This is a genomic window from Erythrobacter sp. JB1-7 (assembly GCF_057365015.1).
The window spans coordinates 1,936,915-1,952,422 of the sequence record NZ_CP200291.1 but is presented as its reverse complement, the minus strand read 5'-3'; the positions used below and the strand labels follow the sequence as shown (position 1 = coordinate 1,952,422).

At 59.0% G+C, this 15,508-nt stretch carries 18 protein-coding genes; 12 read left to right on the top strand and 6 right to left on the bottom strand.

From position 1 onward, the window contains the following. The first annotated feature begins 136 nt into the window (after window positions 1–136). Window positions 137–304, top strand: a complete 168-nt coding sequence (gene rpmG / locus AC0V6W_RS09505; RefSeq protein WP_007165948.1) for a 50S ribosomal protein L33 — start codon at window positions 137–139, stop codon at window positions 302–304. 105 nt (window positions 305–409) lie between these two features. Next, window positions 410–1,108: a LolA family protein gene (locus AC0V6W_RS09500; protein WP_486149404.1), complete on the top strand. Its 699-nt coding sequence runs from the start codon at window positions 410–412 to the stop codon at window positions 1,106–1,108. A gap of 304 nt (window positions 1,109–1,412) precedes the next feature. Here the strand turns inward: AC0V6W_RS09500 and AC0V6W_RS09495 are convergent, their stop codons facing one another. Next, window positions 1,413–2,867: an alkaline phosphatase gene (locus AC0V6W_RS09495; RefSeq protein WP_486149402.1), complete on the bottom strand. Its 1,455-nt coding sequence runs from the start codon at window positions 2,865–2,867 to the stop codon at window positions 1,413–1,415. Between the two features lie 130 nt (window positions 2,868–2,997). Between AC0V6W_RS09495 and xth the strand changes: the two genes are divergently transcribed. The 3 genes from xth to AC0V6W_RS09480 are packed head-to-tail and all read left to right on the top strand — an operon-like array spanning window position 2,998 to window position 5,377. Beyond that, window positions 2,998–3,786 carry an exodeoxyribonuclease III gene (xth, locus tag AC0V6W_RS09490; RefSeq protein WP_486149400.1) on the top strand — a complete coding sequence of 263 codons (789 nt, stop codon included), beginning with the start codon at window positions 2,998–3,000 and terminating at the stop codon, window positions 3,784–3,786. Further along, the gene (ribA, locus tag AC0V6W_RS09485; protein ID WP_486149398.1) at window positions 3,783–4,853 is read left to right on the top strand and encodes a GTP cyclohydrolase II; all 1,071 of its coding nucleotides are present in this window, start codon (window positions 3,783–3,785) and stop codon (window positions 4,851–4,853) included. The genes xth and ribA overlap by 4 nt, the downstream gene beginning before the upstream one ends. After that, complete coding sequence (locus AC0V6W_RS09480; protein WP_486149396.1) at window positions 4,850–5,377, top strand: GNAT family N-acetyltransferase; 528 nt, start codon at window positions 4,850–4,852, stop codon at window positions 5,375–5,377. Before ribA ends, AC0V6W_RS09480 begins: the two co-directional genes overlap by 4 nt. Before the next feature lie 6 nt (window positions 5,378–5,383). Here AC0V6W_RS09480 and AC0V6W_RS09475 read toward each other — a convergent pair whose 3' ends face one another. The 3 genes from AC0V6W_RS09475 to AC0V6W_RS09465 are packed head-to-tail and all read right to left on the bottom strand — an operon-like array spanning window position 5,384 to window position 7,603. Further along, window positions 5,384–5,869 carry a hypothetical protein gene (locus AC0V6W_RS09475; protein ID WP_486149394.1) on the bottom strand — a complete coding sequence of 162 codons (486 nt, stop codon included), beginning with the start codon at window positions 5,867–5,869 and terminating at the stop codon, window positions 5,384–5,386. After that, the gene (locus AC0V6W_RS09470) at window positions 5,869–6,621 is read right to left on the bottom strand and encodes a hypothetical protein (RefSeq protein ID WP_486149392.1); all 753 of its coding nucleotides are present in this window, start codon (window positions 6,619–6,621) and stop codon (window positions 5,869–5,871) included. The genes AC0V6W_RS09475 and AC0V6W_RS09470 overlap by 1 nt, the downstream gene beginning before the upstream one ends. Window positions 6,622–6,649: 28 nt before the next feature. Then, window positions 6,650–7,603, bottom strand: coding sequence for a right-handed parallel beta-helix repeat-containing protein (locus tag AC0V6W_RS09465; RefSeq protein WP_486149390.1), 954 nt, complete (start codon window positions 7,601–7,603; stop codon window positions 6,650–6,652). 163 nt (window positions 7,604–7,766) lie between these two features. On the opposite strand from AC0V6W_RS09465, the gene AC0V6W_RS09460 reads away from it, so the two are divergent. The 6 genes from AC0V6W_RS09460 (at window position 7,767) to AC0V6W_RS09435 (ending at window position 13,255) form a co-directional block, all read left to right on the top strand. After that, the gene (locus AC0V6W_RS09460; protein ID WP_486149388.1) at window positions 7,767–8,150 is read left to right on the top strand and encodes a hypothetical protein; all 384 of its coding nucleotides are present in this window, start codon (window positions 7,767–7,769) and stop codon (window positions 8,148–8,150) included. After that, window positions 8,140–8,382 (top strand): hypothetical protein, encoded by a 243-nt coding sequence (locus AC0V6W_RS09455; protein WP_486149386.1) that lies wholly within the window; start codon window positions 8,140–8,142, stop codon window positions 8,380–8,382. The genes AC0V6W_RS09460 and AC0V6W_RS09455 overlap by 11 nt, the downstream gene beginning before the upstream one ends. A gap of 134 nt (window positions 8,383–8,516) precedes the next feature. After that, on the top strand, window positions 8,517–9,722 hold the full coding sequence (locus AC0V6W_RS09450; RefSeq protein ID WP_486149384.1) for an acyl-CoA dehydrogenase family protein: 1,206 nt from the start codon (window positions 8,517–8,519) through the stop codon (window positions 9,720–9,722). A gap of 214 nt (window positions 9,723–9,936) precedes the next feature. Further along, window positions 9,937–11,178 carry a CoA transferase gene (locus tag AC0V6W_RS09445; protein WP_486149382.1) on the top strand — a complete coding sequence of 414 codons (1,242 nt, stop codon included), beginning with the start codon at window positions 9,937–9,939 and terminating at the stop codon, window positions 11,176–11,178. Continuing rightward, complete coding sequence (locus AC0V6W_RS09440) at window positions 11,179–12,405, top strand: acetyl-CoA C-acetyltransferase (protein WP_486149380.1); 1,227 nt, start codon at window positions 11,179–11,181, stop codon at window positions 12,403–12,405. It abuts the gene before it with no gap. Window positions 12,406–12,415: 10 nt separating this feature from the next. Next, window positions 12,416–13,255, top strand: a complete 840-nt coding sequence (locus AC0V6W_RS09435; protein WP_486149378.1) for an HTD2 family dehydratase — start codon at window positions 12,416–12,418, stop codon at window positions 13,253–13,255. 98 nt (window positions 13,256–13,353) lie between these two features. Here the strand turns inward: AC0V6W_RS09435 and ppk2 are convergent, their stop codons facing one another. Next, window positions 13,354–14,088, bottom strand: coding sequence for a polyphosphate kinase 2 (gene ppk2, locus AC0V6W_RS09430; RefSeq protein WP_486151546.1), 735 nt, complete (start codon window positions 14,086–14,088; stop codon window positions 13,354–13,356). Window positions 14,089–14,184: 96 nt separating this feature from the next. Here ppk2 and phhA point away from each other — a divergent pair, with 96 nt between their 5' ends. After that, window positions 14,185–15,123 (top strand): phenylalanine 4-monooxygenase, encoded by a 939-nt coding sequence (gene phhA / locus AC0V6W_RS09425; protein ID WP_486149376.1) that lies wholly within the window; start codon window positions 14,185–14,187, stop codon window positions 15,121–15,123. Between the two features lie 44 nt (window positions 15,124–15,167). Here phhA and AC0V6W_RS09420 read toward each other — a convergent pair whose 3' ends face one another. Then, window positions 15,168–15,422 (bottom strand): hypothetical protein, encoded by a 255-nt coding sequence (locus AC0V6W_RS09420; RefSeq protein ID WP_486149374.1) that lies wholly within the window; start codon window positions 15,420–15,422, stop codon window positions 15,168–15,170. Window positions 15,423–15,508: the final 86 nt, after the last annotated feature.

Below are 15,508 nucleotides of genomic sequence, written 5' to 3'. Positions count from 1 at the left end.
GGGGCCGTGTTCGCTTGACTTTTACCCCAGAATCACCCAATGGCCCGCCTTTGTAAGGCGGCGCTTCCCGTTTGGGCACGCGCCGCTCGTTTGTTTCAGGCCATCAATGGCCGCCACCCGATCTTAGGAAACCGCCATGGCGAAGCCCGCAACCGTCAAGATCAAGCTCGTCTCGACCGAGGGCACGGGCTTTTATTACGTGACCAAGAAAAACCCGCGCAACATCACCGAAAAGATGGTGTTCCGCAAATATGACCCGGTCGCGAAAAAGCACGTCGAATTCAAAGAAGCCAAGATCAAGTGATCGCCGCAGCGCGGACGTGAACGCGTAATGGCGCGACTTAACGCTTGCGCTTGCTTCAATTCAGCCTCAGTTCAACGCTTTCACATTAGCGACAGGGCTATGGCTATGAGACATATCTTTCGCAAAACCGCCCGCAAAACAGGGCGCACAGCAGCAATGCTGGCTGGCACCCTAGGCGCTATCGCGCTGGGCTTCACCCTCGGTCAGCCGGGGCAAAGTCCTGTTACCCTCGCGCCGGCTGCGATCGCGCAATCCTCCGGCGATCTTGATAAAGCGGTCACCGCATTGCGCGGCATTTCGACGATGCGCGCAGATTTTATCCAGTCCGATCAACGCGGCCAGAATGTGCGCGGCGTGATGACGCTGAAACGGCCCGGCAAAATCCGCTTTGATTACGGCAAGAACGCTGATCTGCTGGTCGTCTCGAACGGCAAATCGCTGTATATGGTCGATTACGAAGTGCGCCAGGTGCAGCGCTGGCCGATCAAAAACTCGCCGCTGGGCGCGTTGCTTGATCCGGCGCGCGATGTGAAGAAATACGGCACTTTGATCCCCACCAATGACAGCCGCGTCATCAGCATCGAAGTGCGCGATCCCAAAAAGCCTGAATTTGGCGTCATCAATCTGATTTTCGTGCGCAATCCAAAAGCGCCGGGCGGATTGCAGCTTGCGCAGTGGGTGGCGCTGGATGCGCAGAATTACCGGACCCGCGTCAGCCTTTCGAATCACCGCTATGGTATGTCGGTTGCTGAAAGCACTTTTAAGTTCCGCGATCCGCGCCGATCCTCTCGTCGACCGCGCTGAACGCTTCGCCTCTCAGCGGTTGTAGCTTTGCGACAAACCTCGCGCGATATTCATATACACGAAAGCTGCATTTGCCTATTTTGAGTGCTCAAGCCGGTTGAAGGTGGGTTTCCCCCCTGTTGCCCTATCCTTCGTGAAAGACCGTCTTGAACAAGCGTGACGAACGCTAACAAGGAAGCCCCTGTCTCATCGCCCCCGAGACAGGGGTTTTTTTGTTTTTTTGGGGGTTTTTTGTTGCGCTTCGCCCGCCCGCTCGGATTGTGCTGGCCTGCGAATGGCGCCGATTTGCAGGCAGCGGCGCGCTCTAGTCCTCCCAGCCGAATGCGCCCGTGATGATGTCGTAAATCACGTTCTGCTCAATCACGCCGCGCGCTTTGTCAGCGCCCGGCCCCTGTGCATACAGCGCCACATCCTCGCCCGCATGGGTTTCGCTCGATAGCGGGATCAGCGCCTGCTGACGCGCATCAATACCGGTATCGGGCACGGGGCGGCCTTTGTCATGATCGTGTTCCACTGCGCCCGGCCCATTGGCATAGCCAAGCGTTGTGTATGGCTTTCCATCGCGCGCCTTGGTGGGTTCTTCGGTGTTGGAGATATCGCCCGATGGCGGCACGACCAGCCCCAGAATATCATTGCCGCGCCGCGGATAGCCCGAAATGGTGAAAACGTGGCTGTGATCGGCGGTCACCATAATCAGCGTTTCAGCCGGATCAGTGTTGTCAATCGCATATTGGATCGCGCGCGCAAATTCGACCGTATCTTCCAGCGCATAACCCGCCTGGCCCATATGGTGCGCATGATCGATCCGGCCTGATTCCACCATCAGGTAAAACCCATCGGGATCGGTTTTGAGCCGCGCAATGGCCTGGCGCGTCATCTCGGTGAGCGACGGCTCGCCCTCGCCTTTGCCTTTCGCGCGGTCAGCGGTATAAGTCATATGGCTGGGCGAAAAGAGGCCGAAGACGGGTTTATCCTTCGGGGCATTTTTCAATGCCTCTGCGCTGCGCACAAAAGTGCCGCCGGTGCGCTGCGCCCACCGTGCAGGCAGATTGGCATCCGCGTCCAACCGGCGGCCTGTATCATCCGCGCCGCCGCCGTAAAACGCGCCGAGCCCCCCGCCAAGGGCCACGTCCCAATCCGCCTCAATCAGCTGGGCCGCGATATCCTTGCACCCTTTGCCGCGCTCATCTTCGGGGATCGCCGCATCGGCTTCCCAATTGCGATCAGCGCTGCGGGCATAGACGCTGGCAGGGGTCGCATGCGTGATCCGCGCGGTGGAAACGATGCCCAGTGCCAGCCCGCGCCGAGTCGCTTCTTCGCCCATCAAGGGCAGCGGATTTGCCAGCGCGCTTTCGCAATTCCCGCGCTCCGCATCAGGGCCGATGCCCAGCACGCCGATACGAGTTTTCTTGCCGGAATGCATCGCGGTGGCCGTGCCCGCGCTATCGGGGACTTGTGCATTGGTGTTGTAGGTTTTGACCAAAGCGACATTGTCAAATGTCTCAAAGCTCAAAACCGTTTCTTCGCCTGTGCGCCCCTGTTTTTGCCCCGCATAGATACGCGCGGCTGTGATGGTCGAAATGCCCATGCCATCGCCGATAAACAGGATCACATTTTTCGCAGTTTTCGGCTTTTCCGCCTGCGCTTCAACCGCAGATGCAGTCGTAGATGCACTGGCGATCCGTTGATTGTCAGCGGCCGAACAAGCGCCCAAAAAGACGGTGCATGCCGCAAGGCTGAGGGGGACGAGGTGTTTCATGGCGGTCTCCAATGGCTTTTGCGCGAAGGTGGGTGCGCGCGGCATCAAATCTGCCTATCGGACGCGAATGTGACGGGAAAGCGAAAGGTTTGGTTTGATTGGCGGGCTGCTGCGTCCTAAGCATTGCGGCATGATTTCTGTTACCACCTGGAATATCAATTCTGTCCGCCTGCGCCTTCCACAGGTGCTCAAATTCCTCGATGAAAAATCACCCGACATTCTCTGCCTGCAAGAGATAAAATGTCAGGAGGAGCAATTCCCGGCGAAAGCGCTGGCCGATGCGGGGTATGAATATCAGGCGATCTGCGGGCAAAAGGGCTATCACGGGGTCGCCACCATCAGCCGCGTGCCGATCCGCGAAATATCGCGGTATGACTGGCAGGCCAATGGCGAAGCGCGCCATGTCGGGGTTGAAATTGTCGGCAAGGATATGGCGATAGAAAACGTCTATGTGCCCGCTGGCGGCGATATTCCGGACCGCGATCAGAATGCGAAATTTGGCCAGAAGCTCGATTTTTTAGAGCGGATGACACAGTGGGCCCAGGCGCTGGATCGTCCCACTTTGATCGTCGGGGATTTCAACATTGCCCCCTTGGAAAGCGATGTGTGGAGCCACAAGCAATTGCTCAAAGTCGTCAGCCACACGCCGCTTGAAGTGGACACGTTGCAGCGGTTCAAAAACGCGCATGGCTGGGTCGATATCGGGCGCGAATATGTGCGCGATCCCGAACGCTATTTCAGCTGGTGGTCCTATCGCTCGCCCGATTGGCGCAAGAATGATCGCGGGCGCAGGCTCGATCATATGTGGGCCAGCAGCGATCTGGCAGCCAAAGCCGTGCGCCATGACATATACGAAGACGCGCGCAGCTGGGAAAAACCATCTGATCATATTCCGCTCACAACCGAGTTCGATATTTGAGCCAAGACCCATCCCCGGCCCGCCGCGCGGCGCAGGCGGTGGATGCCTTGCGCCACGGCTGGCCGCTTGCCTTTGGCAGCGGGCCGGTTCTGCTCCCGGTGGAAACCGCGATAGCTGCGCAGGCGACAGCGCCGCAAATGCTGATATCCGCCGCGCGCGCGGCCACTTTGAAACTCGCCAATCAGCGCGAGGCCGCCAGCCCGCACGCGCCTGTTCTCATCCGCGGGGGCGAACATTTTGACATGCGCGCCGCTTTGCCAATCGCTGATCCCGCGCTTGATCTAGGCAATCCGTTAAAAGGCCCCTTTGCCGCTGAACGGATCAGCTGGGAGGATACCGCAAACGCCGCGATGGAATTGGCGCGCATTGCGGGCATTCTGCCTGCCTTTCTGGTCAATCCCGGCAATGCGGGCGAGGCGCATTTTCTCGAAGCAAGCGATCTTGCATCGTACACTGAGGCGGGCGCGCTCAATATCATTACGCGGGCCAAACTGCCCGTTTCGGCCAGTGAAGACGCGCAGATCATCGCCTTTCGCTCCACCAATGACACGCGCGAACATGTCGCGCTGATTGTGGGAGAACAATCGGGTGATCGCGAACCGCTGGTGCGGCTTCATTCTGAATGTCTGACAGGCGATATTCTGGGCTCGCTCAAATGCGATTGCGGCCCTCAGCTTAACGCGGCTTTGCATGCCATGGCTGAACACGCGGCGGCAGATGGCGGATGGGGCGCGCTGCTGTATCTGCGGCAGGAAGGGCGCGGGATCGGCCTTATCAACAAGCTGCGCGCTTACCGTTTGCAGGATCAGGGGTTTGACACGGTCGATGCCAATCAGCGCCTCGGCCTGCCTGATGAAGCGCGCGATTTTCCCGTGGCAGCGCGCATGCTCGAACTGATCGGCGCGCAGAAAATTCGCCTGCTGACGAACAACCCGGCCAAAGTCACCGCTTTGGCAAAAGCCGGCATCACAGTGACGCAGCGTGTCCCGCATCAATTGCCTGACAATCCGCATAACGCCCATTACCTCGCGACCAAGCGCGACCGTTCAGGACATCTCATCACATGATCGGCCCCGAAACCGCCATCACTTTGCGGCCCGAGGCAAAGGGCGATGAAGACACGATCTTTGCCCTGACAAAGGCCGCCTTTCGCGACATGCTGTTCAGCGATGGATCAGAGCCGCACATCATCAATCGCCTGCGCGAAGATGGCGATTTGACGCTGTCGCTGGTGGCAGAAGATGACACGCGCATTGTTGGCCATATCGCGATATCGCCTGTGCGCATAAGCGGCGGCCCGCCCGATAATGATCGCGACAATTGGTACGCCCTTGGCCCGGTATCGGTCTGGCCGGACCTGCAAGGCCAGGGGATTGGCGGCGCGCTGATAACCCGCGCCATCGCCGATATGCGCGCGCGCGGGGCGAAAGGCATTATCCTATTGGGATCGCCCGACTATTATAGCCGCTTCGGATTTCGCCATGAGCCCCGGCTCGCCTATCCCGGGCCGCCAGCGGAATATTTCCAGGCGCTGCTTTTGGACGGCGACCTGCCCAGCGGCGTGGTGACCTATGCGCCCGGTTTCGGCTGAGGCTAACTACAGGCCGTCCAAAAGTCGCATGAAATCTTTGTTTTCAGCCTCAATCGCAGCCTCTTGCTCTGGCGTTCCAAGGATACGCTCCGGTCGTTGAGGGATAGCGCGCGAAGGATCAATCCAGATCACTCTAGCACCGGTAGATTTCAGCAGAAGAGATATCTCATTAAAAGTGCCTTCTGGAGCCGCGACATAAAAGGAGGCATATGTCCACGCATTGCGTTCTGCATCCTTTGCAATCACGCGTACCGCTTGGATCAAACCGTCTGGATCGCAGGGCGACGCAAAAGCTTCGTTGCGGGGCTCGCTCCACGCATCTTCCAACCTCTCGCGAAGCCATCCTACCGATTCCTCATACCGCTCGTGATCGCGCGGAAATAAAACCGTTCGCCAAGTGAAATCGGAGTAGGGATTGCCGGGCGTCAATCGCAAAAACGCCTCATTTAAATAGTCATGCCAAGGGCGGCGATCACAAGTGGAAGGTGCCACTAACGGTTCTCGAAAAAAGCCTCCCGCTTGCGCTGCGCCACTTCACGCAAATGATTGACATTCGCCGCAGATACGAGCGCTCGTTCCCAAAGTGCGCCAGTTTTGGCGTCTACAGAGCCATCCTCCAGCGCGATTTGCAAAGGTACGATCTCACCCTTGCGCGGATGCACATCGGGCTCGGGAATGAGGATATCCAATTCCAATGTCACACCATCAGCTAAGATTCGTGTGCCACCATTCCAGCTTGTTGAACTAACTGATCTCGGCAAAGCTGCGATGTGCACTTCATCCAAGACATCACTCAGCGCCATTGAGCGGATCATCACACCTTCCGCGCCATAAATGACGATTACGTTTTCGCCCCGTCCAATCGAGTGCCAATTGTCGAAGGTCACTACATAAGCGCCATCATCAGCCATGATTGCGCTTACCGGCGCAACCGCATTTGCAAGGGGCTTTGCCCAAACGGGCCTCCACTCACCATTAGGCAGACGCTTTTCTAGCATACCGAGAGGTGCAGGGCGCTCCACTTCACGGCCCTCCTCGAGAGCCTCGATTTCATCGCGAAAATAATCAAGCGAGCTGCCAATCGGCGCAGGCTCAACTGTGAAACGAAATTGACCGTTCTGCGATGTGTAGGTTTTAGTTGAAGGAGGTGCCCAGCTATCAGCTAATGCGGGTTCTAGGCCGAAACCTGCAACAAACCCTAATATACCGATCATGATCAACAATAACTGACGCATGCCCCACACTCTCTAAAGTCGATGTCCGTCTTAAAAGTCAGCGCGCGTCAAACATTTCAATCCCTGCGGCCAGCGTGTTGCTGTCCATCACAATCCGCTCCCCTGTCCAATCCGCGACAAAGGCGGTCTTGCGCTGCAAGCCGGGGACAAAGCGGGCATTGTTGTTCACAATAGCCAGCCCGTCGGATGAATTTTGCGTGCCTTTGGCCCCCAGCGCGATCAGCGCCGAATAATTCTCTTTATCGCGGCCCTGAATGAACCAATTGTTCGCAATCGTGCCCACACTGCCATTGGGCAGGTCGATCATGTAATTGGTCGAGCGGCCCTGCGCATCGTCAAAGCTATTGTTTTCAATGGCATTGCTCGGCGCGCGCGATTTGACGTAGTGGCCGCCCGTGCCGCGCTCAAACCGGCTTTGCGTGATGGTGAGCGATCCATATTTGCCGACATAGACCGAATGCGCGCACCCGGCGGAATTTTCGCAAGTGCCAAGCCGGCTGAAAGTGGAGCGGGTGATGTAAATGCGCCCCTCAGGGTCGTTAGCTGTCAAAATGCCCTGCTGGCTATCAAGGAACCGGGTGAAGGCGATGTTGAGATTGTTCTTCTCAAGCCTGATCCCTGCTCCATTGCCATCGCGCACGCTGATCCCGGTAAAGGTCAGCCCGCGTATCTCTGCCCCTTCGCCGCGCAGCACCAGCGCCGCTTTGCCCTCGCAGGCTGTGCCGGAAAAGATCGCGGTGCCATATTCCTGCGCTGCAAAGGTGATAACGCCCGCTTTTTGCACCGCGCATTGGCGATAGGTGCCCGGCGCAATCGCGATTGTGGCAGTGCGATTTCCCACCGCATCGACGGCGGCTTGCAAAGTGGAAAAGCTTTGCCCGGTTTCGGTGATGGTAAAGCTGCCCGCAGCGCCCTGCGCAAAACCTGCAGAAGCGAGAGCGATGGCAGCGGCAGCGGTGCCACTTGCGGCGAAGAATGTGCGACGTTTCATGACACACGGTTTAGCACACAAATCAGCCCATGTGTGTTAACGGTTAACTCGGCCCAGCGCGGGACAGGCCCGCTTTACTGCGAATTGCGCTTGGCGAGGGGGCACGAGCCGGGCTATTGTGCCTGCAGAAATGTGATTTGGGATCGCAAGGAGGAACCACCTGATGAAAAAATCCACCACTCTTATAGCAGCCCTTGGCGCCAGCATCGCGCTTGCAGCGTGCAGCGGCAGCGACAATGCCTCTGATGATGCGGGAGCTGAAACAGTCGAAGCGCCTGCCGAAGAGGCGCTCGAAGATGTCACCGAAGTGCCCGTTGAAGATGCCAGCGCGGCGGCGGCAACACCCTCTGAAGAGATCGAAGGCCCGCCCGCTGTCACCGAAGAAGTGGCGACCGAGGCGGCTGAACAAGGCGCATCTGTTGCAGCTGATGCGCAAAGCGCGCTGGATGCAATCGAAGCGGCAGAAGCCGCAGAGGCAGCCGAAGCCGCTGAAGCCGCGAGCGATATCGATGCGCTGATCGATACGGCGGACGACCTTGGCGACTAAACAGGTGATCGCATCGAAAAGCGCGGCAGGAAGGCATGCCCTACCTGCGGTGCTGCTCGCCGCAGCGCTTGCCGCGTGTTCGGCAGATAGCGATGCGCCCGCTGGCGCCGTGAGCGAGGGCGAGGCGGCGGCGCTTGATGATGCCGCCGCTATGCTTGACGAAACGCCTGCGCCCATCGATGCGATTGCGCCGCCCGGCGCGGATGAAGCGGGCGAAACTGAGGCAGAGTAACAACAGAAAAACAGATCACAATAAACAGGCGACCCCGGCCTGCCTCATGGCCCATAAAGTGGTCCACCCCCCGCGGCCTCGCCGCGCCATTATGCCCCCGCGGTCCCGCCGCGCCATTATGAAAGCCTTCCTGTATGAATGTCGCGCCCGCGCACTCGAACCAGTTCAACACCGGCATGGACCAAGAAAGCTTTGAGCAGTTTGCCGAGCAGCTGGAGCGTTATGTCAAAGAACGGCTGATCCCGGCTGAGCCTGATGTGATCGACAAGGATGAAGTGCCCGCCGACATTGTGCAGGAAATGCGCGATATGGGATTGTTTGGCATTTCCGTGCCCGAAGATCACGGCGGCGCAGGGCTTAACACCAGCCAATATGCGCGCGTGGTGAACATTATGAGCTATGCCGCGCCTGCATTTCGCTCCATCTTCTCGATCAATATCGGCATGTTTGCGAGCGCGCTTAAAAACGGGGCCACGCCCGAACAACAAGCGCATTGGTATCCCAGGCTCGTCGAAGGCGACATTGCCTGTTTTGGCCTGACAGAGCCGGGTTCAGGCAGCGATTCGGCCGGGCTTGCCACAACCGCCGTGCCCGATCCTGATGGCAATGGCTGGATTTTGAACGGCACCAAACGCTACATCACCAACGCACCGCATGCGAAAGTCGCGCTGATTATGGCGCGCACCGAAAAAGAAAACCTGCCCAAGAACGCCCATGTCAGCGCGTTTCTGGTGCCGATGGACACGCCGGGTGTCTCCACCGGATCACCGGACAAGAAAATGGGCCAGCAGGGCGCGCATATCTCGGACATTATGCTCGATGATGTGAAAGTGCCGGGCGAAGCTTTGCTGGGCGGGGAAACCGGCAAGGGCTTTCGTTTTGCCATGCAGAGCCTTGATAATGGGCGCATTTCGGTGGGAGCTTCTGCCACTGCTTATGCGCGCCGCGCGCTCGATTCCGCGCTGCGATACGCCAATGAAAGGCAGGCCTTTGGCGAGCCCATTGCCCGTTTTCAGCTGATCCAGGCCATGCTGGCCGACAGCGAAACCGAGATTTACGCCGCAGAATGCATGATGCGCGATGTGACAGCGCGCGCCGACCGGGGCGAAAATGTGATCGGCAAAGCCGCCGCGTTCAAAGTCTTTGCCTCAGAAATGTGCGGGCGCGTGGTCGACAGGGTCGTGCAGATCTATGGCGGCGCGGGATACCTCGCGGAATACGATGCCGAACGCTTTTACCGCGATGCGCGCATTTACCGCATTTACGAAGGCACCACCCAAATCCTCCAGCTCCAGATTGCCAAACATATGCTGAGGGAGTGGGAGAGTTTGAATGGGTAATATCCGCTGACGCTTATGACCTAGCCGCCCGCGATTTTGTTCTGGGTGCCGTGGCCACCCGCTCCCTCCACCCTTCCACCCGGATCGTAACCCGGTGTGATAATCCGGGTGGAAGGCCTTCCGGGGAAGCAGTCCCCCGGACTCCTTCCTCTCCCAAAAGCAGGGAGCGGGTGGCTGCGGCACGTGAGCGAAGCGAACATGAGCAAGGACAAAAATGTATAAACTTCTATCCGACCTCTCGATCATCGAGGTTTCCAGCTTCGTCGCTTCCCCCACCGCAGGCCTGTACTGCGCGCAGATGGGAGCCGAAGTTATCCGCGTCGATCACAAGGCGGGCGGGCTTGATTATGACCGGTATATGCTGACCAAAGAGGGGCGTTCGCTTTCTTGGGAAAATCTCAACCGCGCCAAGAAATCGGTCGCGCTTGATCTGCGATCTGGCGAAGGGCGCGAATTGTGTGTGGAGCTGGCGGCAAAGACCGGTCAGTGCATCACCAACCTGCCTGAAAAGAGCTTTATGAGCCACGCCGCGATGAAGGCCGCCCAATCTGAGGGCGCGCCCGATATGACATCGGTGCGCATTCTGGGCTGGCACGATGGCAGGCAGGCGATGGATTTCACTGTCAATGCGGCCAGCGGATATCCGCTGATGACCGGGCCGGATGATTGGGACATGGCCGCCGCACCTCCCGTCAACCAAGTGCTGCCCGCATGGGATTTCATCACCGGCGCCTATTGCGCTTTTGCGCTGATGGCGGCGCTTCGCCACCGCGATGCGACAGGCGAAGGCAGCGAAGTGCGCGTGCCCCTTGGCGATGTCGCAATTGGCACAGCGGCCAATGCCGGCATGTATGCCGAAATGCTCTATCGTGGCAGCGACCGGCAACGGCTGGGCAATGCAATCTGGGGCGCGTTTGGGCGCGATTTCCGCTCAAAAGATGGCGTGCGCTTTATGGTCGCAGCATTGACGGGCAAGCAATGGGCAGGCCTCGTCGAGGCGTTCGGTGTCGCCACCCCCATCGGCCAATTGGAAGCCGAAACGGGCGCAAAATTCGCCGATGGCGATGATCCGCGCTTCAAACACCGTGAGGCCTTGTTTGACATCTTCCAGCGGGTCGCGGGCAGCCATGATTACAAAGCGCTGGAGGCGCGGATGAAAGCGTCCGCTTGCACTTTTGAAAAATACCGCACCGCGCATGAGGCGGCGAATGATCCGGCGCTTGTCGGGGACAATCCCATGTTTGCCCAAACCACAAACAACCCGTCAGGCTTTGAATATCCCGCGCCGCGTTCATTTGCGAACCTGCCTGCACACTCTGCCGGCGATCCCGCGCCCGCGCCTTACCTTGGCCAGCATTCCGAAGAGGTTCTGGCGACAAGGCTGGGGCTGTCATCAGGTGCGATAGGCAAACTGGTGGATGCGGGCACCGTCGCGCTTTCAGATAAGGACCGATAAATGACCAGACGCGCAGCCATCGTATCGCCCCTTCGAACGCCAGTGGGGAAATTCCTGGGCGGCTTGTCCAGCCTTAATGCAGGCGAATTGGGCGCGATCATCCTGAAAGCGCTGGTGGAGCGCAGCGGGATTGATCCTGAACGGGTCGACGATGTCGTCTTCAGCCAGGGATACGGCAATGCAGAGGCTCCCGCGATCGGGCATTGGTCGTGGCTCGCCGCAGGGTTGCCTTTGGAAGTGCCGGGTTATCAGCTCGATCGCCGCTGCGGATCGGGCCTGCAAGCGGTCGCCAATGCGGCGATGATGGTGGAAACCGGCATGGCCGATGTGGTGGTCGCTGGCGGGTGCGAGAGCATGTCGAATGTTGAACACTACACCTTGCAGGGCCGCGGCGGGGCGCGGATGGGCGATATCACTCTGCATGACCGGCTGTCGCGCGGGCGATTGATGAGCCAGCCGATTGAGCGTTTTGGTGTGATCACGGGCATGATCGAAACGGCAGAAAACCTCGCCAAGGATTACGAGATTACCCGCGGAGAAGCGGATGCGTTTGCAGTGCGCTCTCACCAGAATGCGGCGGCGGCTTGGAAAGACGGCAAATTTGCCGAGCAATTGGTACCGGTTGATGTCCCCCAAAGGCGCGGCGACCCTGTCACCTTCGATCACGACGAAGGCTACCGCGCCGATGCCACCGCCGAAAGCCTTGCCAAACTGCGCCCCATCGATGGGAGGCGCGATGCGCAGGCCATCGTCACTGCGGGCAATGCCAGCCAGCAAAACGATGCGGCGGCTGCCTGTCTGGTGGTGGCGGAAGACAAGCTCGAAGAGCTCGGCCTTAAACCCATGCTCTGGTTTGGAGGCTGGGCAGCGGCAGGCTGCGACCCCTCGCGCATGGGCATTGGTCCTGTCCCTGCAACCGAGCGCCTGTTTGAACGGCGCGGTTACAGCTGGGATGATATCGGCATGATCGAAGTCAATGAAGCCTTCGCCCCGCAGGTTCTGGCTGTGCTGAAAGGCTGGGGCTGGAGCGCGGATGACAGCCGCCGCGACATCCTCAATGTGAACGGTTCGGGCATATCGCTGGGCCATCCCATCGGCGCGACCGGTGGGCGGATATTGGCCGATATGGCGCATGAAATGCACCGGCGCGGCGTCCAATACGGGCTTGAGACGATGTGCATTGGCGGGGGCCAGGGCATTGCAGCGGTGTTTGAGCGAGCCAAATGAGGACCAAGACGTGAGTTTTGATGCGTGGATCGGGCGCGAGGAACGGCGCAGCGACCGGCTCGATGAAGGGCTGGCGGCGCGGTGGCTCTTCACTTTTGATTTGCCCCCGTCCAATCCGCTGCCCCAGGGCATTCATTTCGCGCTGTGCACGCCCGATGCACTCACAAGCGCGCTGGGCGAAGATGGCCATCCTGCGCGCGATGACAGCGCCGATAGCTTTCTGCCTCCATTTCCCATGTCGCGCCGCATGTGGGCCTCATCCAAGGTTACTTTTCGCGCGCCTCTCACCAGCGGCGCGGTGATTGAGCGCACCAGCCGCATTGCCTCCATCGCGGAAAAAGAGGGCGGATCGGGCAAGCTCGCTTTCGTCAATGTCGATCATGAAACCCGCGCCAATGGGACGCTCTCTGTGCTGGAAACGCAAACGCTCGTCTACCGCGATGCCGCCGCGCCTGATGCGCCGCTTAGCCCGCCTCCTTTGGGCAAAGACAAGTTTGATCCAGCAGACTGGGACACGCACCGCGCGATCACCCCCGATGCGCGCCTGCTGTTTCGCTATTCCGCGCTCACATTCAACACGCACCGCATCCATTACGATGCGCCTTATACGCAGGACGTTGAGCGGTATCGCGGGCTGGTCGTCCACGGCCCGCTTACCGCATCGCTGCTGCTGCAATTGGCCGCGAGCAAGCTGGGCGAGAACGCCCTTCGCACATTCGAATTTCGCGGGGTTTCGCCCGCCATCGCTGATGAGCCGCTGCATCTGGTGATGCGCCGTTCGGATGAAGGGTATGACCTCGCGGCATTCGCTGATGATGGACGGCAAGTGACGAAGGCGAGTGCCGCATAATCTCCCTCCCCCAGCCCCTCCCGCAGGCGGGAGGGGAGCGAGACTTAGCAAGCCGAAGGCGCGCTTACCCGCAGCGGGGTGGGCACCATGCCCGCATATCAGCCCACCGGAAAATCCTTGATCGGCTTCAACACGCCATAACTTTCCTCAAGCAGCTTGCCCTCAAACTTGGGAAATTCAATTTCCGGCGGCTCAACATGCGTATCGGGCAAGCGGTCCAGCAGGTCGCGGATCAGAGTTAGCCGCCCGCGTTTCTGATCGTTGAAATCCACCAAAGTCCACGGCGCATGATCGTAATGCGTGGCTTTCAGCATCGCCTCGCGCGCTTTTGTATAGGCATCATATTGCTCGCGCGCGGCCAGATCTATGGGAGAGAGTTTCCAGCGTTTGAGCGGGTCATCCAAACGCTCTGCCAAACGTTCTTCCTGCTGTTCCTGATCGGTCGTCAGCCAGTATTTGAACAGGTGAATACCGTCATCTGTCAGCAGCTTTTCAAACACAGGCACCTGCTGAAGGAACAGCGAAACCTGATCCTCTTCGGCAAAGCCCATCACCGCTTCAACGCCTGCTCGGTTGTACCAGCTGCGATCAAACAGCACGATCTCACCCGCACTGGGCAAATGCTGGATATAGCGCTGGAAATACCACTGGGTCTGTTCAGCCTCAGTAGGCTTGCCCAAGGCAACCGTGCGGCATTGGCGCGGGTTCAATTTGTCGCGCACAGCCCGGATCGCGCCGCCTTTGCCGGCGGTATCGCGCCCTTCGAACAAGACCACAATCCGCGCGCCCGTTGTCCGCGCCCAGCGCGCCATCCCGACGAGCTCTGCCGTCATCGGCTCCAGCAATTTGCGGTATTCCTTGCCTTTCAAACCCACGTCTGCGCCCCTTTTCGCTTGTCTCAGGCCGATTGTAGTATCACATGATACCGTATGGCTACCCTTCCCCAGACCGAAACCGATTTTAGCACACTTCCCGAAATGCCGGGCGATGTGTTCACTGCGCCGCTGGCGAAACCCGCCCATATCGGAGACGATTGGCTGGAGCCTGCGCAAACAGTGTATTCCTCGGAAGAAAACGCGATCTGGGATGATCTGTTTGCGCGCCAGATGGATGTGCTGCCGGGCCGCGCGGCGAGCGCTTTTTTGAAAGGGCTCGACCGGCTTGATCTCGCGCGCGGCGGCGTGCCTGATTTTGCCGCGATGTCCGAAGAACTGGGCAGCCTAACAGGGTGGAGCGTGGTGCCCGTCCCCATGCTGATCCCCGATCACGTGTTTTTCTGGCACCTGGCCAATCGCCGTTTTCCCGCAGGCAATTTCATCCGCACGCGCGAGACTTTCGATTACATTCAGGAACCCGACGTGTTCCACGATGTGTTTGGTCATGTGCCGATGCTGACCGATCCGGTCTTCGCCGATTACATGGCCGAATATGGCCGCGCAGGGTGGAAAGCGATGCGGTATAACAGGCTGAAATCGCTGGGCGCATTGTATTGGTACACGGTTGAATTTGGCCTCATCGAAGAAGCAGACGGCATCAAAGCCTATGGCGCGGGCATCCTGTCCGGCCCGGCAGAGGCCGTGTTCGCCACCGAAGCGCAAAGCCCCAATCGTATCATGCTGAACGTGGACCGGGTGATGCGCACCGATTATGTCATCAGCGATCTGCAACCGACCTATTTCGTGATTGAAAGCTTTGATGACCTGTACCGGCAGACGGTGGAGCGTGATTTTGACCGGCTGTACCGAAACCTGAGCGCAGGCTTTACCTATGCCAATTCAGCTGTGATCGACGTTGATAATGTGGTGCATCGCGGCACACAGGAATATCACCTGCGCGGCGGGCGCGGCAGTGGGGCGGTTCCGGTTTAGGCGCCTGATTTAGGCGGGCTGTTTAGGCGGCCCATTTAAGCGGGCTAAGCGGCTCTGCGCAGGATCAACAGGTGGTATGCCGCCAGCACCAGTGCCGCAGCCGCCCCGGCAAAGCCCAGCGCGCTTAAAGAAACTCCGCCCAGCATGGTAAAATCATTGACGATCAAACCGGCCGTCAACGATGCGATCAGCGCCAATCCCATTTGGCCCAAGATCTGACGCGCAGCCTCGGTCCGGCCAAGGATCGAAGATAGCCAGCCAAATACAAGTCCAATCAGAATGAGCACCATAAGTGCCATGGGATGCGCGTCGCCTTTTGAAAAATGAGAGTCACTCTCACTACCAGCGACACGCGCACTTGGTTCCGCAGCTTTTGGACGAGCTA